The organism is Bradyrhizobium manausense, assembly GCF_018130615.1.
In the GTDB taxonomy this organism is placed as follows: Bacteria; Pseudomonadota; Alphaproteobacteria; order Rhizobiales; family Xanthobacteraceae; genus Bradyrhizobium; species Bradyrhizobium manausense_A.
Window position 1 is genome coordinate 68,241 of sequence record NZ_JAFCKB010000009.1, and the last position, 19,945, is coordinate 88,185.

19 protein-coding genes and 1 pseudogene are annotated in these 19,945 nt (G+C 65.1%); 10 read left to right on the forward strand and 10 right to left on the reverse strand.

Going from position 1 to position 19,945, the window contains the following annotated elements:
* The first annotated feature begins 19 nt into the window (after window positions 1-19).
* Window positions 20-1,411, forward strand: a complete 1,392-nt coding sequence (locus JQ587_RS18700) for a hypothetical protein (RefSeq protein ID WP_212426211.1) — start codon at window positions 20-22, stop codon at window positions 1,409-1,411.
* Between the two features lie 69 nt (window positions 1,412-1,480).
* Window positions 1,481-1,775, forward strand: a pseudogene (locus JQ587_RS18705) (hypothetical protein).
* An 18-nt stretch (window positions 1,776-1,793) separates the two neighbouring features.
* Here the strand turns inward: JQ587_RS18705 and JQ587_RS18710 are convergent.
* The gene (locus JQ587_RS18710) at window positions 1,794-2,552 is read right to left on the reverse strand and encodes an outer membrane protein (protein WP_212426212.1); all 759 of its coding nucleotides are present in this window, start codon (window positions 2,550-2,552) and stop codon (window positions 1,794-1,796) included.
* A gap of 252 nt (window positions 2,553-2,804) precedes the next feature.
* Here JQ587_RS18710 and JQ587_RS18715 point away from each other — a divergent pair, with 252 nt between their 5' ends.
* Window positions 2,805-4,601, forward strand: a complete 1,797-nt coding sequence (locus JQ587_RS18715) for a caspase family protein (RefSeq protein WP_212426213.1) — start codon at window positions 2,805-2,807, stop codon at window positions 4,599-4,601.
* A gap of 77 nt (window positions 4,602-4,678) precedes the next feature.
* Here the strand turns inward: JQ587_RS18715 and JQ587_RS18720 are convergent, their stop codons facing one another.
* The 4 genes from JQ587_RS18720 to thiD form a co-directional block, all read right to left on the reverse strand.
* Entirely contained in the window at window positions 4,679-5,662 is a 984-nt protein-coding gene (locus JQ587_RS18720) for a threonine/serine dehydratase family protein (RefSeq protein WP_212301191.1), read from the reverse strand.
* A gap of 64 nt (window positions 5,663-5,726) precedes the next feature.
* The gene (locus JQ587_RS18725; protein WP_212426214.1) at window positions 5,727-6,800 is read right to left on the reverse strand and encodes a glycosyltransferase family 4 protein; all 1,074 of its coding nucleotides are present in this window, start codon (window positions 6,798-6,800) and stop codon (window positions 5,727-5,729) included.
* Between the two features lie 13 nt (window positions 6,801-6,813).
* Entirely contained in the window at window positions 6,814-7,626 is an 813-nt protein-coding gene (locus tag JQ587_RS18730; protein WP_212301193.1) for a UDP-2,3-diacylglucosamine diphosphatase, read from the reverse strand.
* Between the two features lie 224 nt (window positions 7,627-7,850).
* Entirely contained in the window at window positions 7,851-8,651 is an 801-nt protein-coding gene (gene thiD / locus JQ587_RS18735) for a bifunctional hydroxymethylpyrimidine kinase/phosphomethylpyrimidine kinase (RefSeq protein WP_212426215.1), read from the reverse strand.
* A 304-nt stretch (window positions 8,652-8,955) separates the two neighbouring features.
* Here thiD and JQ587_RS18740 point away from each other — a divergent pair, with 304 nt between their 5' ends.
* The 5 genes from JQ587_RS18740 (at window position 8,956) to JQ587_RS18760 (ending at window position 13,489) form a co-directional block, all read left to right on the forward strand.
* Window positions 8,956-10,935 (forward strand): PAS domain S-box protein, encoded by a 1,980-nt coding sequence (locus JQ587_RS18740; protein WP_249154374.1) that lies wholly within the window; start codon window positions 8,956-8,958, stop codon window positions 10,933-10,935.
* 96 nt (window positions 10,936-11,031) lie between these two features.
* Complete coding sequence (locus tag JQ587_RS18745; RefSeq protein WP_018317369.1) at window positions 11,032-11,277, forward strand: Lrp/AsnC ligand binding domain-containing protein; 246 nt, start codon at window positions 11,032-11,034, stop codon at window positions 11,275-11,277.
* An 89-nt stretch (window positions 11,278-11,366) separates the two neighbouring features.
* The gene (locus tag JQ587_RS18750; RefSeq protein WP_212301195.1) at window positions 11,367-11,795 is read left to right on the forward strand and encodes a PqqD family protein; all 429 of its coding nucleotides are present in this window, start codon (window positions 11,367-11,369) and stop codon (window positions 11,793-11,795) included.
* On the forward strand, window positions 11,792-12,796 hold the full coding sequence (locus JQ587_RS18755) for a hypothetical protein (RefSeq protein WP_212426216.1): 1,005 nt from the start codon (window positions 11,792-11,794) through the stop codon (window positions 12,794-12,796). Before JQ587_RS18750 ends, JQ587_RS18755 begins: the two co-directional genes overlap by 4 nt.
* A 12-nt stretch (window positions 12,797-12,808) precedes the next feature.
* On the forward strand, window positions 12,809-13,489 hold the full coding sequence (locus tag JQ587_RS18760; RefSeq protein ID WP_212426217.1) for a glycosyltransferase family 2 protein: 681 nt from the start codon (window positions 12,809-12,811) through the stop codon (window positions 13,487-13,489).
* On the opposite strand, the gene JQ587_RS18765 is transcribed toward JQ587_RS18760, so the two are convergent.
* Both JQ587_RS18765 and JQ587_RS18770 read right to left on the reverse strand, forming a co-directional pair.
* Window positions 13,464-15,080 (reverse strand): nucleotidyltransferase family protein, encoded by a 1,617-nt coding sequence (locus tag JQ587_RS18765; protein ID WP_249154375.1) that lies wholly within the window; start codon window positions 15,078-15,080, stop codon window positions 13,464-13,466. The genes JQ587_RS18760 and JQ587_RS18765 overlap by 26 nt on opposite strands.
* 150 nt (window positions 15,081-15,230) lie before the next feature.
* On the reverse strand, window positions 15,231-16,157 hold the full coding sequence (locus JQ587_RS18770) for a c-type cytochrome (RefSeq protein WP_212426218.1): 927 nt from the start codon (window positions 16,155-16,157) through the stop codon (window positions 15,231-15,233).
* A 153-nt stretch (window positions 16,158-16,310) separates the two neighbouring features.
* Between JQ587_RS18770 and JQ587_RS18775 the strand changes: the two genes are divergently transcribed.
* Window positions 16,311-16,730 (forward strand): CHRD domain-containing protein, encoded by a 420-nt coding sequence (locus JQ587_RS18775; RefSeq protein WP_212301200.1) that lies wholly within the window; start codon window positions 16,311-16,313, stop codon window positions 16,728-16,730.
* A 77-nt stretch (window positions 16,731-16,807) separates the two neighbouring features.
* Here JQ587_RS18775 and JQ587_RS18780 read toward each other — a convergent pair whose 3' ends face one another.
* Window positions 16,808-17,422, reverse strand: a complete 615-nt coding sequence (locus tag JQ587_RS18780) for a class I SAM-dependent methyltransferase (RefSeq protein ID WP_212301201.1) — start codon at window positions 17,420-17,422, stop codon at window positions 16,808-16,810.
* Window positions 17,423-17,512: 90 nt separating this feature from the next.
* Here JQ587_RS18780 and JQ587_RS18785 point away from each other — a divergent pair, with 90 nt between their 5' ends.
* Window positions 17,513-17,902 carry a VF_A0006 family four-cysteine protein gene (locus tag JQ587_RS18785; RefSeq protein ID WP_249154376.1) on the forward strand — a complete coding sequence of 130 codons (390 nt, stop codon included), beginning with the start codon at window positions 17,513-17,515 and terminating at the stop codon, window positions 17,900-17,902.
* A gap of 7 nt (window positions 17,903-17,909) precedes the next feature.
* Here JQ587_RS18785 and JQ587_RS18790 read toward each other — a convergent pair whose 3' ends face one another.
* Window positions 17,910-19,193, reverse strand: a complete 1,284-nt coding sequence (locus JQ587_RS18790) for a cystathionine gamma-synthase family protein (RefSeq protein ID WP_212426219.1) — start codon at window positions 19,191-19,193, stop codon at window positions 17,910-17,912.
* Between the two features lie 219 nt (window positions 19,194-19,412).
* Window positions 19,413-19,862, reverse strand: coding sequence for a cytochrome c (locus JQ587_RS18795; RefSeq protein WP_212426220.1), 450 nt, complete (start codon window positions 19,860-19,862; stop codon window positions 19,413-19,415).
* Between the last annotated feature and the right edge of the window lie 83 nt (window positions 19,863-19,945).

The window sequence follows — 19,945 nt, forward strand, 5'->3', positions numbered from 1 at the left end:
TTTGCGCGACGAGATTGTCATGGCCAACGAAGCATTCGCCCTCTCGCCCATGTCTGCCCGCGCGGCCGAGCCGAACGAGCAGGATTACGACGCGATCCGCGAAGCCTTCATGGAGACCGCGCGCGGCCGCTGGTTCCTCGGCGAATATGCCAAGCGCAACCGCAATGCCGACACGCGCATGGTGCTCGACGCGGTCGCGAAAATCGAAGAAACCCTTGCGGCACAGCGGCAACCCGTCGTCGAGGACCGCCTGCCCGAAGCGCTGATCGCGATCCGCCGCGCGGTCGAGGAGGCAGAACGCGCCGCCGCCAAGGCGTTCGATCCGGCCGCGATCGAGGCAAGCCTCGCACCGATTCCGCGCGGCGTGCGCATCATCAAGGAGATCTCCTGGCGCTGGCGCGAGATCGGCGCCGACGGGCGAATCTGCGACCTGATTGATTCGCAGCTCGCCTCGATCGAAGCAGCCTGCACCCAGGTGTCGACCATCGACCCGCGCGGCGATCTCAAGGCCGCCTTCGATCTCCTCAAGGACCGCGTCGAGCAGACCGATGTCGAGCGCGGCGCAGCGCCGCAAGGCTCAGCGCGTCCTGCTCCGGCGCCCGTGCAGGAAGCACAGCCGGTCGCTGAAGCACCGGTTGCCGAAGCGGCCGCGGTGATGGTGAGCGACACCCCCGTGGCTTTTACGGAGACGCCGCCCGAGATCGCTCCCGACCCGGAGCCTGAGGCCGCCGTCGACATGAGCGGCGTCGCCGAGGCGGCGATGGGCGCCGCGATCGCGCCCGAGAGCGCCGAAAGCCACGCCGCCGCCGAGGAGAGTTTTGCTGCGGCCGAGGACAGCCTTGCCGATCCCACAGCCATCGCCGGGATCACCGACGAGTTCTCGCTCGATGCCGCAGCGGAAGCCGAGGACGACGCCGTGCTCGCGCGGATCGCGATGGAGATGGCCGCGCCCGATCCGGAGTTCGACGAGATCGTCGACCCCATGGAGATGGAAGCTGCCGTTGCGGAGTCGATGCCGGAGCCGACGGCTGTTGAAGTCGTGGAACCCGTTGTCGCTGAGATCCCCGAGCCCGTCGCAGCCGAGCCATCCGTTGCGCCGCCAGTCGCGCCCCTCTTGGAGGAGCCGGTTGAAGCCCCGATCGCAATGGAATCGCTCGCGCGCCTCACCGATGCCATCGCGGAAGCCGCCGCCGAAGTGATGGAGCAGCCCGCACCCACCATGGCGGCTGCGGCGACATCCGAAGCAGCACTGGCCGCGACGCTTCCGATGCCGTCGCCCTTGTCAGCGTCCTCGCTCGGCGCCACCATCCTCGCCAGCGGCATCGTGCAAAAGTCCCGCGTCGCCGCCAACGACGCCCTCGCGCCGATCCGCCGCATGACCCAGGCCGAGAAGATCGCGTTCTTCTCGTAAGGTGCGCTCGTGTTCCCTAGCGAAGACACCCTCACACTCTGGCGTCCCATCGGCCCGCAAGAGCTCGAGTTGATCCAGCAATCCGGCATCCGCGCGTTCCCGCCGCGCCTGCCGGACCAGCCGATTTTCTATCCGGTGCTGACCGAAGACTATGCCGTCAAGATCGCGCGCGATTGGAACGTACCGGCAAGCGGCTCGGGCTTCGTGACGCGCTTTGAGGTCAAGCGAAGTTTCGTCGCCAAGTACGACGTGCAGGAGGCCGGCGGCCGCTCGCATCTGGAGTATTGGGATCCCGGCCGAGGATCTTGATGCCTTCAACGCCGCGATCGTTGGACCAATTGAGATCGTACGCAGCTTCCCCTGATCGCGCGGCTCAGCGTGATCAGTACTTCGCGATGACCGGACCGCCAAAGCGGTAGTTCACCCGGACCGTCGCGATATCGACGTTCTGCTTGATGTCGTCGCTGCGGGTCACGGCGGCGATCGGTTGGAAGGCGACATTGTTGGTGCCCATGAAGAGGTGATCGTATTCGAGCGCGGCCGACCAGTTCGGCGCGAAGCCGAATTCGATGCCGGTGCCCACAGTGCCGCCCCAGCGGGTCTCGCTGGCGCGATAGATCACGACGCCCGAGGCATCGAAGTACGAGGTGTACTTGTTGTCGGTGACGGCGGCGCCGCCCTTCACGTACCAGAGCACGTTGTTCCAGGCGTAGCCGACCTGGCCGGTGAACAGCCCGAGTGCGTCGACCTTGGTCTGGTTGGAATAGGGAATGATCGCCGTCAGGCTCGAGTTCGAGCCTTTCAGATCGGCCCAATCGCCCTGGGCTTCGAGGCCGAACACCCAGTTCGCGCTCTGCCAGCGATAGCCGACCTGCCCGCCGACGAGGCCGCCACTCGGGGAGTGACAGCCTTCCGAGGCCGGGCCGACCGGCGCCCCGGCAACGTTGGTGATGGTATAGCAGTCGCGGCCCCAGCCGCCGCCGCCGTTGAGGCCGACGTAGAAGCCACTCCAGTCGTAGGCCACTGCGGAGATGACCGGCGCCTTGGTATAGGACCGCGCCGCGAGATCGGCTGCGGATGCCGCGCCTGTTGTTGCAACAATGGCGAAAAGTCCGGCCCCGACAGCAAGCAAGCGACGCATGTCCAGTCCCCCAAGATCAGCTGTGCCGCATTTGGCATGAATCCCACGAGGTGCGACAGACCGCCTCACCGCGGGACCGCAAGTTTCGCTCGTCTGTTGCCGAATTGCATCAACACCACCTTAGCGACACCCTGCGTGATCTAGATCACGCACCGTACAATGGTGATCGCGATCACGGACGGGAGGGCTCGAACGCGGCCAGGCTTGCTCGCAACCAATCTCGCATCGAGATGAGTGCCAAAGGAGCACGCCATGTTCCGCCTGAAATCCGCTCTGATGACTGCGGGCCTGCTGGGAAGCCTGTTCGGCTTCGCCTGCAGCCCGGTTTCCGCACAAGTCGCCCCCGTCGAACCGGTCCCCACCGCGCTGCAAAGCCCGGAACAGCGGGTGGCGCTGGTGATCGGTAATTCGAACTACCAGAACGCGCCGCAGCTCGCGAACCCCGACAATGACGCGCAGTCGATGGCGCAATTCCTCAACTCGGCCGGCTTCGAGGTGATCTCGGCGACCGACCTCGGCCAGAACGACATGCTGCGCGTGGTGCAGGATTTCTCGGCCAAGGTATCGGCGCGCGGCCCGAACACGGTGGCGATGGTCTATTACGCCGGTCACGGCGTGCAGCTCGCCGGCGAGAATTACCTCGTCCCTGTCGATGCGAAAGTGTCGAACCAGACCGAGCTCGTCAACGACTCGGTTCGCCTGGTCGACGTGATGTCGACGCTGGAGACGATCCCGAGCCGGATGCGCATCGTCATCCTCGATGCCTGCCGCAACAACCCGTTCCCCAACGTCAACGACGCCGGCCGGGGTCTTGCCATCGTCGATGCGCCGAACGGCTCGATCGTCGGCTATTCGACCGCGCCGGGCGCCGAAGCGCTCGACGGCACGGGCGGCCACAGCCCCTACACGCAAGCCTTCCTGAACGTGGCGCGCGAGCCCAACGTGCCGATCGAGCAGCTGTTCAAGCGCGTGCGGCTCGCGGTGAATCAGACCACCAGCGGCGCCCAGACGCCGTGGGAGAGCTCCTCGCTCACCTCCGACTTCACCTTCTTCGGCGACACGACCGTCGCCGCCAACCGCGCCCCGGTGAATGCGCCGGTGGTGCAGATGGCCTCCAACCTGCCGAGCCGTTCGGCGCGCCAGGCCTATGACTACGTGCTGTCCGAAGGCAGGCCCGAGTACTATCGGGAGTTCGTCGCGATGTATCCGCACGACCCGCTGTGCGATCACATCCGCTGGCTGCTGTCGAACCTGCTGATCACGCAGGCCTGGCACCAGGCCGTGCTCGCGAACTCGCCGCTCGGCTACAAGACCTTCTACGACAGCTACGGCAACAGCCCCTATGCGCAAGTCGCACTGAAGCTCCAGTCGCAGCCGAAGCTGATCCCCTTGATGCAGGCGACGAAGTTCCTGGCTCCGCCGAACATGGCCCCGACGTTCAAGGTCGGCAATCTCGGCCAGCCGAAATACATGCCGCTGATGCAGCAGGCGGGTGGCGGATCGCAGATGAACGGCAACCTGCCCGTCGTGCAGAAGCCGGTCGATGGCAACGTCATCGGCAAGCTCGGCAATGGCGGCCAGATCACCAACCTGCCGGCGGGCAATCCGCAGAACGGCACGCCGTCGCAGACCCAGACCCAGACTCCTGGCAAGATCGTCACCCTGCCCGCGCCGACCAACACGACGACGAACAATGGCGGCGCCGGCAAGATCACGACGCTGCCGGTGACCACCACCACGCAGACCACCGGCAACAACAATACGGGCACGCCGGGGAAGATCGTGAGCATGCCTGTGACTGTCGGCAAGGGCGGCACGACCGTGGATACCAAGCCGGTGAACGTTCAGGCGCAGGCCAACCCGATCCGCATCAACAACGGCGTGAAGCTCAACAACAACCCGGTGAACAAGGTGCAGGTGCAGAGCAACCGGCCGCAGTTCAACGCGACCAATCGGATCAGCACGGGCGGCGGCAACAATTTCCGCCAGTCGATGAACCAGTCGCAGAGCATGGGTGGCGGCGGCAATCACCGCGGCTTCATGCACTGATCGCGGCAAGCAGAAAACGAGATAGGGGCAGAGCGGCGACGCTCTGCCCCTATCTCGTGTCAGAAACTCGGAAAAACTCAGGCCACCAGTTCGGCAAACAGATCGGCATCGACGTTGCCGCCGGAGAGCACGATGACCACGTTCTTCCCAGTGACGTCGAGACGGCCGGCGAGCAGTGCCGCCAGACCGACGGCGCCGCCCGGCTCGACCACGAGCTTCAGCTCGCGATAGGCAAAGGCCACCGCCGCGCCGACTTCCTTGTCGGACGCGGTCACGCCGCGCGCCAACAGCTTGCTGTTGATTGCAAAGGTCATCTCGCCCGGGATCAGCGCCATCAGCGCGTCGCAGATGGTGCGGCCCGCCGGCGGATGCGGCTCGCGATGGCCTGCGGTCAGCGACAGGCCGTGATCGTCGAACGCCTCGGGCTCGGCCACCACGATCTGGGCTTGCGGATAGCGCGCCTTGACGGCCGTGGCGACGCCCGCGATCAGGCCGCCGCCGGAAGCCGGAGCCACCACGATGTCGGGTGAGAGACCGAGCATTGCCATGTCTTCCGCGATCTCGCGGCCGGCCGTGCCCTGGCCCGCGATCACGTAGGGATCGTCATAGGGCCGAACCAATGTCGCGCCGCGCTTCTCGGCGATGCCGCGCGAGATCGCCTCGCGGTCGTCGCGGTCGCGATCGTACAGCACGACCTCGGCGCCGTAGGATTTGGTGCGCTCGCGCTTCGACAGCGGTGCGTCCGCCGGCATCACGATGGTCGCCTGCATGTCGAGGATCTTCGCCGCCGCCGCCACGCCCTGGGCGTGGTTGCCGGAGGAGAATGCGACGACGCCGCCGGCGCGCTTGTCCTGCGGGATCGAGAACACCTTGTTGAAGGCGCCGCGGAACTTGAAGGAGCCGGTGCGCTGGAGCATCTCCGGCTTCAGGAAGACCTTTGCGCCGACGCGCTCGTTGAGCACGGGAAAGGACAGCAGCGGGGTGCGGACGGCGAAGGGCGCGAGCACGCGCGCTGCGGCATCGATATCGGCGGGGCCGATCGGAAGGGGCTGTTCGGACATGGCGCGATGTTATCGCGGCCCGCGAGGTGCGGGCAAGACACCTCCGCGCGAGGTTTTCACCCACCTAAGCGACGAAGCGCTGCCGTTCCGCTCCGTTCCCGCCCGGCAGCACCGCACCGACCGCCAAAATGCTGTCGACGAAGGCCCGCGCCGAAGCCTCCCAGGTGTAGTTGGAAGCGAATTCGACGCAGTCCTGCCGCGAAATGTCCAGCGCCGCGAAACAGGCGTTGCGCAGGTCCTCATCCAGCGCGCCGACCGGCGCATCGCCGATGACGTCACGTGGTCCCTTCACCGGAAAGGCCGCAACCGGCAGGCCGCTCGCCAGTGCCTCGAGCAGGACCAGGCCGAACGTGTCCGTCTTGCTCGGAAACACGAAGACGTCGGCCGCCGCGTAGATGTCGGCCAGTTCCTCGCCGTGCTTTTCCCCTAAGAAGATCGCGTCCGGATAGGCCTCTTCCAGCGCGTTGCGCGCCGGACCGTCGCCGACGATCACCTTGGTGCCGGGCAGATCGAGGTCGAGAAACGCTTCGAGATTCTTCTCCACCGCGACGCGGCCGACCGAGAGGAACACCGGAGCCGGCAGGCAGAGATCGACGGCGCGGGGGTGGAACAGATGCGTGTCGACGCCGCGCGGCCACAGCACGACATTGTCGAAGCCGCGCTCGCCAAGCTCGCGGGCCAGCGCAGGCGTCGCCGCCATCACGGCGCGGCTCGGGCTGTGGAAGCGGCGCAGCGCCCGCCAGATCAGCGAGCCCGGGACCGGGACGCGGGCGCGGACATATTCGGGAAAGCGGGTGTGGAAGCTGGTCGTGAACGGCAGCTTGCGCTGCCGGCAATAGCGGCGGACCATCAGACCGATCGGCCCTTCGGTCGCGATATGAATGCTGTCCGGCCGCGCTTCCGCGATCAGTTTTGCGATGCGGGCCGGGCGCGGCATGGCAAGCCGCACGTCGCGATAGCTCGGCATCGCAAAGGTCCGGAACGATTGCGGCGTCAGGAACGTGAACTCGACGCCAGGACCTTCGACGCCAAGACCTTCGACGCGAAGCCCCTCGGCTGCGTCGGCAAGCTTGGTCAGCGTCCGAACCACACCGTTGACTTGCGGGTGCCAGGCGTCGGTCGCGACCAGGATGCGCATCAGGAAGGCCTCGTCAGGCAGCTCGTGCTGCCACCTGCGGAACTTCTGCCGGCTTCTGCAGATGATCCGCCCAGGTGATGATCTCGAAACGGCCGTCGTCGTGCTCGACCAGCGCGGTGCAGCTCTCGACCCAGTCGCCGCAATTCATGTAGCGAATGCCGTTCTCGTCGCGGATCACGGCGTAGTGGATGTGACCGCAGATCACGCCGTCGGCGTCATGGCGCCGGGCTTCGGCTGCGAGCGCCTGCTCGAACGCGCCGATATAGTTGACGGCGTTCTTGACCTTCTGCTTGGCCCATTGCGACAGCGACCAATACGGCACTTTGAACATGCGGCGGAAGAAGTTGACGAAGCGATTCATCTGGATCGCGAAGTCGTAGGCCTTGTCGCCCAGATGGGCGAGCCAGCGCGCGTTCTGCACCACGAGGTCGAAGATGTCGCCGTGAATGACGAGATAACGCTTGCCGTCCACGCCAGCGTGGACGGTGTTCTCGACGACGTCGATGCCGCCGAAATGCGTGCCGTAATAGTTGCGCAGGAACTCGTCGTGATTGCCAGGCACGTAGATGACCTTGGCGCCCTTGCGCGCCTTGCGCAGCAGCTTCTGGACCAGGTCGTTATGCGATTGCGGCCAATGCCAGCTCGACTTCAGCGCCCAGCCATCGACGATGTCGCCGACGAGATAGATGGTGTCGGCATCGTGGTAGCGCAGGAAGTCCAGCAAAAGGTCGGCTTGCGAGCCGCGGGCTCCGAGATGAACGTCGGAGATGAACAACGTGCGAAAGCGCCGCTCCGGGCTCTCGTCACTCACATCGTAACTTCCCATGCGACAGCCTGTAACAATGTCCCGTGACAGGGGGATGACGATTGAACCTTTGAGGCACCCTCGGATACGAATCGGACCTTGCCTCGCCCTCCCCGCGCATATCAGCCGCATGCGACAATCAGGCGACATGGGCGCAGAAATGGGTCTCGGCAAAATGCCGGACAATCGCGGCCGCGCTGGTTAACGGCGGGCCGCCAGACGTGCGTCAGGACGACAGAGCCACGTCAGTAGAACTTGTGGAAATGGTGGATCGGCCCATGGCCATGGCCGACGCTGAAGCGGTCGGCGGCTGCGATCGCCGCGCTGATCCAGGCCTTGGCGTTGCGCACGGCCATCTCCAGATCCTCGCCCTTGGCTAGCCCCGCCGCGACCGCCGAGGACAGCGAGCAGCCGGTGCCATGGGTGTTGCGGGTGGCGACGCGCGGCGCGGCAAGCGCGATCGTCTTGTCGGCGCTGACGAGATAGTCGATGCTCTCACGGCCCTCACCGTGGCCGCCTTTAATCAGGACCGCGCGGCAGCCGAGCCCAAGCAGACGGCGCCCCTGGCGTTCGATCTCGGCCTCGCTTTGCGCGACCGGCTCGTCGAGCAACGCCGCCGCCTCCGGTAAATTGGGCGTGACCACCGAGGCGAGTTGCATCAGCTTCGTGCGCAAGGCTTCGACGGCTTCCGCGGCCAGCAGGCGGTCGCCGGAGGTTGCGACCATCACGGGATCGAGCACGATATGCGGAGGCGTCCAGCGCGACAGCGCCGAGGCGATCGCATCGATGCTCTCGGCTTGCGCCACCATGCCGATCTTCACCGCACCGACATCGAGATCGGAGAACACCGCATCGATCTGCGCGGTGACGAACGCGGCAGGTACCGCGTGAATGCCGGTGACGCCTTTGGTATTCTGCGCCGTCAGCGCCGTGATCGCGGACGCGCCATAGACGCCGAGCGCGGCAAAGGTCTTCAGGTCGGCCTGAATGCCGGCTCCGCCGCTCGAATCGGAGCCGGCGATGGTGAGCGCCACGGGCGTGGTCATCGCAGGATACGCTTGCTCGAAAAAGACATGGCCATCACTACTCCTAGCGCGCCCCCTCGGTGCCAGCAACCCGGACTGCGACCGGGGCTCCGGGTCGGCGCCACCTTCGATCGCGCAGCAGCGAATCAGCTAAAATGAGCCCGGTGCCGCACTTGTCCTCCCGTGAGCGTGCACATCCTGCAAAAAAGTGACCTCGGCATCATCCGGCCTTGGCGCGCACTCCGGATAATGGAAACGTTGGTCGATTCACTGGCGACGCGACGTTGCGGGCCGCCCCGGCCTGCAACCTTCTCGGGATTGCATCATGTGGGCCTATTTCGAACGTCTCCTGGACTCCTCGATGTTCTCACCGCACGGCATCTGCCTGCTGTGGGAACCTGAGCTGATCTGGCTCCACGTCGTCGCCGACGCCTGCATTGCGGCTGCGTATTTCTCGATCCCGTTTGCGCTCGCGATCCTCGTCACCAAACGGCGTGACCTCAAATTCGGCTGGGTCTTTTGGGCATTCGCGGTCTTCATCATGGCCTGCGGCCTGACGCATGTGCTGTCGATCTACACACTCTGGGTGCCGATTTATGGCATCGAAGGCCTGGTCAAAGCGGCGACCGCGATTGCCTCGATCTTCACGGCGGCTGCGCTCTGGCCACTGCTGCCGAAGATCCTGACCATCCCCTCCCCGTTCGAGCTGCAAAAGGTCCAGGCTGCGCTCGAGGAGGAGGAGACCAAGCGCCGCGACGCCACGCAGCTGCTCAAACAGGTGGGAGAGGCCCAGCGCGCGATGCGCGAAAGCATGACACGCCTCACCGCCGTCGTCGAGACCGCGGTCGACGGCGTCATCCTGTTCGATGCGCAAGCCCGCATTCTCCTGTTCAACCCCGCCTGCGAACGACTGTTCGGTTATCGCGCCGACGAGATCATGAATCGCGACATCGGCATGCTGATGTGCAATGAGGAGAGGCCCTCATCCGCGGGTCATGCACGGCGTTTCGCAACCGGAGAAGCCGTCGGCCTGCGCAAGGACGGCTCGACGTTCCCGATGGATCTGTCAGTGGGCCAGGCCTGGCAGGATGGCGAACTGATACACGTCGGCATCATCCACGACCTCACCACGCGTAAGCTGACCGAGCAGCAGCTCCAGCAGGCACAGAAGATGGAGACCGTCGGCCAGCTCTCCGGCGGCATCGCGCACGACTTCAACAACCTCCTGACCGTGATCATCGGCAACGCCGAGCATCTGAGCGAGCAGCTCAAGGCCCGGCCCGATCTGCGCCAGTTTGCCGACGACATCTGCCAGTCCGGCGAACGCGGCGCGGAGCTGACCCAGCGATTGCTTGCCTTCAGCCGTCGCCAACTGCTTCAGCCGCGCACGATCGATTGCCGCGAGCTGATCGTGTCCATGCTCAAGCTGTTCAAGCGCACCTTGCGCGAGAACATCGAAATCAGCACCAGCTTCGGGCCCGGCACGATCCAGGCCTTTGCCGACCGCTCCCAGCTCGAATCCGCCGTGCTGAACCTTGCGTTGAATGCGCAGGACGCCATGCCGTCCGGAGGACACCTGACGCTGAGCACGGAGCTCGCCGCGATCGACGAGGACTATCGCGCCCTGCACCCGGAAGTGGCGTCCGGCGCCTACGCGCTGATCTCCGTCACCGACGACGGCGAAGGCATGACGCCCGATGTCATCGACCGCGCCTTCGAGCCGTTCTTCACCACCAAGGAGGTCGGCAAGGGTTCCGGGCTCGGGCTGAGCATGGTCTACGGCTTCGCCAAGCAATCCGACGGCCATGTCTCGATCTACAGCGAACAGGGCCTGGGGACGACGGTCCGGATCTACCTGCCGCGCGCCGGCGGCGGACAATCGCCGACCGATGTGCTGGAGAGCGAGGAGGCCGCGCCGCGCGGCCACGAAACGATCCTGATCGCGGAGGACGATCCGTTCGTGCGCTCCTCGGTGATCCTCCGGGTGGAGGCGCTCGGCTATCGCGTCGTCGCCGCCGTCAACGGCAATGAGGCCTTGCAGCGGCTGCGCGCCGACCCCGGCATCGACATGCTGTTCACCGATATCGTCATGCCCGGCGGGATGAGCGGCTGGGAGCTCGCCGATCAGGCCAGACGGATTCGTCCCGGCCTACCGGTGCTGTTCACCTCGGGCTACGCGCTGGAGACCCTGGTCGAGCAGGGCCGCGCGCAGGCGCATTCGATCGTCCTGACCAAGCCCTATCGCAAGGCCGAGCTCGCCCAGCGGCTCAGGGACGCATTTGCCGCGGCCACGGTGACCTCCTAGGGCGCCGACCGGCATCTGGCGGCCAGCCTGCCCGCTTGCTAAGTTCGGCCGGCTTTGGCCTATTGGCCGACGAGATATGCCTTCGGAGTGACTGCAATGGTTCCTTTCTTCGTCCAGATCAAATGCAAGCTCGGCCAGTCCTACACGGTGGCCAACGCGCTTGCCGAAGCCGAGATCGCCTCCGAGATCTACTCCACGGCCGGCCAATACGATTTGCTGGTGAAGTTCTACGTCGACAAGGACACCGACATCGGCCACTTCGTCAACGAGAAGGTGCAGGTTCTGCCGGGCATCCAGGACACGCTCACCATCATCACCTTCAAGGCCTTTGGTGCGAGCTAGCGGGCGCGATCGGCGCAAGTCGCATGGTTGCGCAGCCGGGCGCCTGTGCTAGCGTGCGACCATTGGAAGTGAAGTGAGTACTGCAAGTCATGGCCCTCACCACGACGGTGCCGCTGCTGATCAGCCAGCAATTCGATAGTGAAGTGGTCTTGGCCAACTATCAGAATGGCGTCTACTACAACCTCGACGGCAGCGCTGCGCAGATCTGGCTCGGCCTCAAGGTCAACCGAACGGTTGAGGAGATCGGAAGCGCCCTGGCTGCCGCGACGAACGGTGATGTGACGTCGATCACGCAACAGGTGCAAGCCTTCGTCGACAGCATGCTGGCGGAAGGCCTGATTGCGATTGGCACTGCCGACTCGCGCAGCGAGACTCCCAATGAGATTTGGACGCCGGTGCTGTCGGGCGCATTCGTCGCCCCTGAATTTCAGCGCTTCGACAACCTGCGGGAGCTGCTGCTGATGGATCCCGTGCACGATGCCGGCGAGCAAGGCTGGCCGCTGCGCGAGAGCCAATGAAAGCCAGCGATCTCATCCGGCAGAAAATCGCGAAGGTCTTCGCCAGGGAAGCATTCAAGGCGCACCCTGAGCTGATCGAAGCGCGCGCCCGTTGCGGTCCCTTTTCCCTGCGCCTCGGCTTTGCCACGCAGGATCTGGCCGGGATGTTCCTGCCCGCTTACATCCAGCAGGCGGCAGACGCCGTCGACCTCGATTTGCGCTTCATCGCCGCCGAGGATGTCGATCTCTCCGCGCTCGTGCCCGACGCCGCCGAGAAGCCGCGCCTCTTGATCGAGGACGGGATCTATTCGGTGTGGCAACCGGCCGTCATTCCCGTGCTCTACGCGATTGACCTCGTGGCACGACAGGGCATCGCATGGCTGCCGAAGGGCGAGGCACCGCCCTGGATCCGCAGCCGGCCGGCGATCTCGCTGATCCACGCCCTCATGCACGAGACGCCCTGGTGCGCCGTCCACGCCGCGGCTGTCGGAAGCACTGATGGCTTCGCGCTGCTCGCCGGCGAAGGTCACAGCGGCAAGACCACAGCGGCGCTGGCCTGCGTCAAGGCCGGCTGGTGCTATGCGGGCGACGACTTCGTCGCGGTGAACAGCGCCTCAGGAGAGATCGAGCCGCTGTTCTGCTCGGCGCGGCTGCGCCCTGCCCTGGTCGATGCCTTCCAGGATTTCATCGGCGAATCCACGCCTGTGTCGGATTTCAACGGCGAGCTGCGCCACGAGCTGAGCCTCGCCGGTCTCGGCGAGCGCATCGGCGGCGGGAGCTTGCGCGCGCTCTTCATCCCGCGTCGGCGCGGTGCCGTAACCCCCGAATTCACGCGCGCGCGGCAGTCGGACGCCTTCCGCGCGCTGCTGCCGACGACGGCCTACGAGCTGCCGGGATGGCCGAACGAAATTGCCGCGAAGGTGGCGCGCATCGCAGGCCTCGCGCCGGCGTTCTTCGCCGACACCGGCACGACGCCCGCGAAGATTCCCGCTGCGTTCGCCGATCAGCTGCAACGGCTTTGAGGCCGCGCCATCATGCGTGTCTCCGTCATCATCGCCGCCTGCAATGCCGAGGCCTATATCGCCGAGGCGGTCGGGAGTGTGCTCGGCCAGACCGCGCCACCCGATGAAGTCATCGTCATCGACGACGGCTCGACCGATGGCACAGCCAAGGTCCTCGGCCAATTCGGCGACTGCATCACCGTGCTCGCCCAGCCCAACAGCGGTCAGGCCGTCGCCGTCAACAAGGCGCTCGCAATCGCGCAAGGCGAGCTGATCGGCTTCTGCGATGCCGACGACCTCTGGACGCCGCGCAAGCTCGAACTGCAACTGGCGGTGCTCGACCGTCGGCGCGACATCGACGCCGTGTTCGGCAAGGTCGAGCAATTCGTCAGTCCTGATGTGCCGGACGCGCAGCGCGAGCGGCTGAAACCGGCCGTCGCGATCATGTCGGGCGAATTGAAGCAGTGCATGCTGATCCGGCGCGCCGCGCTCGAGCGGGCCGGCCCGTTCGACGAGAGCCTGCCCGCGACCTTCTTCATCGCCTGGCTCGGTCGCGCCAAGCAGAGAGGCCTGAGAAGCGCGCATGTCGACGACATCGTCGTGCGCCGACGGCTGCATCTCGGCAATGGCGGACGCACCCATACCGACGCTCAGAACCGCGAGACGCTGCTGGCGCTGCACAAGGCCATCAAGGTCCGGCGCCGGCCGGAGTGAACATCGTCACGCCGTTGATCGACACCTGTTTCACGAACAGCCCGAGCAGACGAGGATCGATCGAATGGCCGATGTCCGAGGGGCGCTGGCAATCGAGCATCCGCAGCGCAATGACGATCTTGCGCTGGCCCTCGCCGACGATCCCCGCCTTCAGCGCGATCCTGTACGGCATCGCATCGGTAGGGCCCGCCGCCATCTGCTGGACCGATCCGACGCCGGCATAGGCGACGAAACGAAAATTGTCCGTGCCAGGCGGCAGGAACGGCACCACCACCAGGTCCACGACGACGGGATCGTGCATCTGGTCGTCGACGGGCATTTCGAGGACCGCGAATTGACGGTCGGTCCACCGCCCCTCGTTTTCCGGAATGGAAAATCCCTGCCCGAACCAGACACCGCTCCCGCGCGACGGATACGCCGCGCTCGCCGTCTGCTGCCAGATCCGCTTCAGGATCGCGTCCTCCCAAAAGGGAAACTGCACGATGGCGGTATCGAACGCCGCGATCGCCGCACCCGGCAGCCTTGCCCAATCCCACCAGCGGAACGGCGCCTTGAAGCGCCCACGAAGCGCGGCGAAAAAGGCGGCGCCAAACTGCTGCCATTGCGTGCGCTGCGCGCGCGGCACCGCACGGATCGAAATCTCGATCGACTTTCCCGGCGGGCCGTAATCCAATAACTGCTCCACGAGACCATCCGGCACGACGGCCGGCATCTCGCGCGCGACGACGTCGAGCAATTGCGCCGCAAACAGGCTGCCGTTGTAGCGCGTCACGATCGCGCGAAAGCGATCCCAATCGACGTTCGCGCCGGCTTTGCTTTGGAGCATGTGGACGACTTCGAGCGCACGCGACACCATCTCGTTCTGGTCGGCCGGCTCCGGACGCATCGCAGCGATCGCCAGATGCTCGGCGACGCCGGGGATCAGCACCTCGTGGGTCAGCAATGTGCCGGTCTCGGCGGTTGCGAACAGCGCCTCGGTAAACCTTTCGTCGTCGAGCCAGAACAGCGCGCGCCAGTGCAGGTCGATGGCCCGGGCCAAGCCCGCCCGCGACATCGCCACCGCATGGATGTCGCGGTCGAAATCGGATTCCTGGAACAGCTCGACCCGCATGCCGTGGCTGCGGAAATCGGCCCGCCGCAGCACCTCGATCGCGCCTCGCGCGTCCGCGCGCCGGACCAGGAGATCGTAATCTCCGGTCATGCGCTTGGCCATGTAGCTCTCGTCGCGCGCAAACAGCGCGCCGCCCTTGATCAGCAGCGCGGCGATTCCGGCCGCCCTGAGTGCGGCGGAGGCCGCGACGACATCGCGCACCCGCGTCGCATTCGACAGCCAGACATGCTTGACGACACCCCTCATCCGTCTGGTGTCGGCATCGACAATGCCAGCCATGTCGGCGGTGGCCACGAGCAGCGGCATGGTGCGATAGACGACCTCATCGGCGGCGTCGAGCGGCTCGGAGGCGCGCCAGCTCTGATAGGCGTCGATCGCGCTCTGGCCCCGCCCGAGGGCAGCCCTGAACAGCGTGAGGTGACGCGGCTTCAACGCGGCCGGAAGCTTTGGTGCCATCTCAACCGAACGGTTGAGCCGCAAGGCATGCTTCGCGCGGTACGGCAAAATCACGCGTCGAAACGAACAACCGCAGCAGCACGAAAATTCCACGCCCCATCGTGACGCATTCCAATTCCGAGGCCAGCAACGATGCGGGCGCAATCACGACGTGTCAATTGGAAAGGGCCCGCTTCAGCCGCCACCTTCCTTGCGCTTGGGCGGCGTCGGCCCATCAACCGGCGGCAGCGACTTCAGATAGGCGGCCATCGCGGCGCGATCCTCTGGCTTCAATTGCGCAAGGTTCTTGATCACCGGCCGCATCGCGCCTGACGCGCTGTCGCCTTCGGGCATGTCGCCGGTCTCGAGGAAGTCGGCAATATCCTTCTCGCTCCAGCTGCCTATGCCCTTCTGCGTGATGTTCGGCACCCAACCCTCGCCTTCGGGGTTGGGGCCGCCGGCGAAACGCTGCGTGCTGATGACGCCACCGAGAACATTGCGTGGGCTGTGGCATTCGGCGCAATGGCCAAAACCGTTCACGAGATAGGCGCCGCGGTTCCATTGCGCCGGATGCGCTGCCGCCGGCACGAACGGCCTGACATCCATGAACAGCAATTTCCAGATGCCGACGTTGCGGCGAATGTTGAAGGGAAACGGCAGATCGTGGTCGCGCACGCGGCCCGGCACCGGCGGCAGCGTCTTCAGATAGGCGAAGAGATCGCGGACGTCGTCTGCTTTGGCGATGTGATAGGAGGTGTAAGGAAATGCCGGAAAGTAATGCGTGCCTTCGGGCGAAATCCCGCGCATCACGGCGTTGACGAAATCGGCCTCGCTCCAGCCTCCGATGCCGTCGGTAGCGTCAGGCGAAATGTTCGGCGCATAGAACGTGCCGAACGGCGAGCGAAGCGCCAGGCCGCCGCCGAGCCGCAGGCGATCGGGCTGATTGGGCACGGCGTGGCAGGAGGAGCAGCCGCCCGCATTGAACAGCTCCTGCCCATTGGCGAGATCGGGCCCGCGCGTCGGCGCCGGCAAGGCCAAAGCGGTCGGCGCGGTCAGCCACCAGTAAACGGCAAAGGCCGCGACGGCGGCAATCAAAATGACATAAATTGTTCGTCGCAGCATTGAGGATCCCATCGAGCTCCGGCGAATTTACGGATCATCCCGCAGCCGCTCCAGCCACGAATAATTTAGATGGTTTGAGCGGAATCTGGGAATAAAGTCGGAACCGCACTGTTTGCAAGTTGACAGCAATCAGGCGTCAACAGGGAGAGACCCATGAACAAAGCGCTTTTTGCCACGCTGGCGCTCGGAGCCGCCGTCGCATTCGCAGGCCCGGCCAGCGCGGAGAAACTGAAGGCGACGCTGGACGGCAAGTCCGAAGTCCCCGCCACGACCAGCAGCGGCACGGGCTCGGCCGATCTCGATTATGACGCTGCCACCAAGAAGCTCACCTGGAAGCTGACCTATTCCGGCCTCTCCGGCCCCGCCACCGCCGCCCATTTCCACGGCCCCGCCGAAGCCGGCAAGAACGCCGGCGTCGCGGTACCGATCCCCGGCGCCGCCAACAGCCCGGCCGAAGGCTCGGCCACGCTGACCGACGCACAAGCCGCCGATCTTCTGGCCGGCAAGCTCTATGTCAACATTCACACCGCGGCCAACCCGGGCGGCGAAATCCGCGGCCAGGTGACCAAGTAAGTTCTAAAGCGGCTTTTTCGGCGAAGGCCGGACGCGCGAAGCGTCCGGCCTTTTCGATTCCGGACGGGCTTGAACCGTCAGGCGGGACGCTTGCGCACGGCGACCTGATGGCTCCTGAGGATCACCTCGGCGTCCTCATGCCAGGCCAGAAACGTGTCGACGGCGGGAGCGACACGCTCGGCGTCGGGATTGTCAGGCTTCCAGGTGTAATCGTCCATCAACATCACGCCGCCCGCCCGCAGCAGGCGCCAGGCCCCGAGGCAGTCGATCATGACGTCATCGCGCTGATGGCTGCCGTCGACATAGATGAAGTCGAATACCGCATTCTCTTCGCGCAATATGCCCAGCGCCTTGATCGAGGTGCTCACCATCTTGCGCAGCCGCGCCCCATAGGCGGCGAGGTTACGGTCGAACCTCCCGGCATCGTCGTTCTCGAACAAATCGACGCAGGTGAGATGGGCACTGGCGAAGAATTCGAGCCAGAACAGCGCAGAGCGTCCTTCCTTGGAGCCAATCTCGAGCACCCGGCCGGTCGTCTGGCGGATGTCCCCAAACAGCGCGCTCCAGGCAATCGTGCGCGCGGCCACATAGTCGCGCCGAAACTCCTTGCCCGCAAAGACATGCGCGTAGGGATCCTGGGTCCGCGCCAGCTCGACGATTCGCGCGCGGAGTTTGGCAGAGGGATCGCTCATGCGAGCTGGCATCCTGGCCGCACAACGGCAGCCACCATTGTGCCACCGGTCTGACGCTCTATGATCGCCTCCAGAGCAAAGGGGCGCAACATGACCACTCCCAACGAGAACCATCCCGCCTTCTCTGACAAATTATCGCATCACGGGACCTGCCGGAAGCCTGCTCGCACATCATTGCATGGCCTGGCGGGCGTTGTCGTTGCCGCAGCGGCCGTTGCAGCCTCCTCGCCGGCCGCCGCGCAAACCGACATGGAAAAACAGGCTCAATGCGAGCTGTCCGCCATCCGTGACACGCGATCGCCGCTGGCCGTCCAATACATCCGTTCGGCCTGCAACTGGCTTGCGGTCAACGGCGACTCCCTTCTTAACGCGTCCAGCAAGGGCTACTATGTCTGCCTCGTGCGGCAACTCTCGGGCGCACAGTCCAATGAAGCTGCCGCGGCCATCATGTCGGCATGCCGCACGTCCAATCCGCTTTGAAATGCGCTCAGGCCGCGCTCAGCGCGTGCTCGAGATCCGCGATCAAGTCCGACGGATTTTCGATGCCGATCGACAGCCGGATCGTACAGTCGAGCACGCCGATCTTGCGGCGGATCTCGGCGGGGACGCCGGAATGGGTCATCGTCGCCGGCAGGCTCGCCAGCGATTCCGTTCCGCCGAGGCTGACCGCGAGCTTGAAGATCTGCAGCGCGTTGAGGAATCTCTCCGCCGCCGCCTGGCCGCCGACGATGTCGAACGAGAATGTCGATCCCGCGCCGAGACATTGCCGCGCGAATACGCGCCCGGCCGGTGATGTCTCCGCGTGATGGCCGAGATAGTGCACCTTCGCCACCTTGGCATGGTCGCGCAGGAAATCCGCGACGAGGCGCGCGTTGCTGTTGGCCTTTTCCATGCGCAGGCTCAGGGTCTCGAGCGAACGGTTGATCATCCAGCAGGAATGCGGATCGAGCTGGGTGCCGATGGCGCCGCGCAGCGCCTTGACGCCCTTCATGACCGCCTTGGTGCCGAGCGCCGCGCCCGCGATCAAGTCGGAATGGCCGCCGACATATTTGGTCAGCGAGTACAGCGAGAGGTCCGCGCCATGTTCGATCGGCCGCTGAAACACCGGGCCGAGCAGCGTGTTGTCGCAGGCGATGATTGGCGTGTGGGCCTGGGCCTTGCCGATGGTCTCGGCGACGCGGCGCATCAGCGCGATATCGACCAGACCGTTGGTCGGATTGGCAGGCGTCTCGACCAGGATCATCGAAACCCGGCCCTTGCGCATGGCCTCCTCCGCGGCCTGATTGACCACCGCTTCGTCGACGCCGTCGGCAAAGCCGACCGCGCCGATCGAGAAGCGCGACAGCGTGTTCGTCAACAGAGTTTCCGTGCCGCCATACAGCGGCTGCGAGTGCAGGATGACGTCGCCGGGACGGACGAAGGCCAGGATCGTCGTCGAAATCGCCGCCATGCCGGACGAGAACAGCGCGCAGCTCTCGGTGCGTTCATAAACCGCGAGCCTGTCCTCGACGATCTCGCTGTTGGGATGGTTGAAGCGCGAATAGACGAGGCCCGCGCCCATGCCCTCCGGCGGCTCGCGACGGCCCGCGACGAAATCGAAGAAGTCCTGCCCGTCCTCGGCCGTCTTGAACACGAAGGTCGAGGTCAAAAACACCGGCGGCTTGATGGCGCCTTCCGACAGCTGCGGATCATAGCCATAGGTCAGCATCAGCGTTTCCGGATGCAGCATATGGTTGCCGATATGGGTCTTCGACGGGAACGGTTTTGCCATGGCCTGTCTCGCTGTTGACTGAGATCGCCGCCGCGCGTCGGAACTCGGGACGTCGTGACGCATCAACGCGCGCGACGGCGCAAGCAAACATAGTCGTTCTGACGGCGATGCGTCAGGGCGCGGGAGGAGAATTTGCTGACGTGCTGCGCAAGACCAGGCGGCCGGTCATGAGTCCCGTAGCCGCTCCATCCGGACTGCAAGGGAACGAACTGGTCCGCCCTATTTCAGCTTCAACCGATACGTCTCGTGACAATCGGTGCAGCGGTCGTTGATCGCAGTGTAGGCGGCCTTCAGGCTCGCCACATCGGTGATCTTGCCCTTGACGTCGGCGATCGCCTTCTGCACCGGCGGAATTTTTGATTCGAAATCGGCCTTGTTTTGCCAGACTTTCGGCGACGCGCCATAGGTCGCGTTGACCACATCCTGCTTGGGATTGACCTCGAAGGTCTTGGCGATCTTGGCGACGTCAGCCTGCAGATTGGCGATTGCCTCGTCGACGGCCTTCTGGTTGTAGGGGATGTCGCCCTTCGTCATCTTCAAGATGACGGTGTACAGGCTCTTGGCCTGCGACCGCATCAGATTGTCCTGCTGGACGGCAACCTCCTGCTGCGCCATCACGGCGCCCGCACCCAGAAGAAGGGTGCCCGCGACAATCAACGTTCGTTTCATGAGTCTTTTTCTCCGGCTCGCGAGTCGGTTTGGGGGAGGGTCATTGAGGATAGAACCCGGCCGCGGGCACTTAATTCCCGCGG

Excerpts from the sequence above, each read along its gene's own strand:
- JQ587_RS18750 (WP_212301195.1), top strand. The coding sequence starts at position 11,367 with ATGGCCCTCACCACGACGGTGCCGCTGCTGATCAGCCAGCAATTCGAT.
- thiD (WP_212426215.1), bottom strand. The coding sequence starts at position 8,651 with ATGACCACGCCCGTGGCGCTCACCATCGCCGGCTCCGATTCGAGCGGC.
- JQ587_RS18725 (WP_212426214.1), bottom strand. The coding sequence starts at position 6,800 with ATGCGCATCCTGGTCGCGACCGACGCCTGGCACCCGCAAGTCAACGGT.
- JQ587_RS18720 (WP_212301191.1), bottom strand. The coding sequence starts at position 5,662 with ATGTCCGAACAGCCCCTTCCGATCGGCCCCGCCGATATCGATGCCGCA.
- JQ587_RS18760 (WP_212426217.1), top strand. The coding sequence starts at position 12,809 with ATGCGTGTCTCCGTCATCATCGCCGCCTGCAATGCCGAGGCCTATATC.
- JQ587_RS18775 (WP_212301200.1), top strand. The coding sequence starts at position 16,311 with ATGAACAAAGCGCTTTTTGCCACGCTGGCGCTCGGAGCCGCCGTCGCA.
- JQ587_RS18740 (WP_249154374.1), top strand. The coding sequence starts at position 8,956 with ATGTGGGCCTATTTCGAACGTCTCCTGGACTCCTCGATGTTCTCACCG.
- JQ587_RS18795 (WP_212426220.1), bottom strand. The coding sequence starts at position 19,862 with ATGAAACGAACGTTGATTGTCGCGGGCACCCTTCTTCTGGGTGCGGGC.
- JQ587_RS18770 (WP_212426218.1), bottom strand. The coding sequence starts at position 16,157 with ATGCTGCGACGAACAATTTATGTCATTTTGATTGCCGCCGTCGCGGCC.
- JQ587_RS18745 (WP_018317369.1), top strand. The coding sequence starts at position 11,032 with ATGGTTCCTTTCTTCGTCCAGATCAAATGCAAGCTCGGCCAGTCCTAC.
- JQ587_RS18710 (WP_212426212.1), bottom strand. The coding sequence starts at position 2,552 with ATGCGTCGCTTGCTTGCTGTCGGGGCCGGACTTTTCGCCATTGTTGCA.
- JQ587_RS18780 (WP_212301201.1), bottom strand. The coding sequence starts at position 17,422 with ATGAGCGATCCCTCTGCCAAACTCCGCGCGCGAATCGTCGAGCTGGCG.
- JQ587_RS18730 (WP_212301193.1), bottom strand. The coding sequence starts at position 7,626 with ATGGGAAGTTACGATGTGAGTGACGAGAGCCCGGAGCGGCGCTTTCGC.
- JQ587_RS18700 (WP_212426211.1), top strand. The coding sequence starts at position 20 with ATGGCCAACGAAGCATTCGCCCTCTCGCCCATGTCTGCCCGCGCGGCC.
- JQ587_RS18755 (WP_212426216.1), top strand. The coding sequence starts at position 11,792 with ATGAAAGCCAGCGATCTCATCCGGCAGAAAATCGCGAAGGTCTTCGCC.
- JQ587_RS18785 (WP_249154376.1), top strand. The coding sequence starts at position 17,513 with ATGACCACTCCCAACGAGAACCATCCCGCCTTCTCTGACAAATTATCG.
- JQ587_RS18715 (WP_212426213.1), top strand. The coding sequence starts at position 2,805 with ATGTTCCGCCTGAAATCCGCTCTGATGACTGCGGGCCTGCTGGGAAGC.
- JQ587_RS18790 (WP_212426219.1), bottom strand. The coding sequence starts at position 19,193 with ATGGCAAAACCGTTCCCGTCGAAGACCCATATCGGCAACCATATGCTG.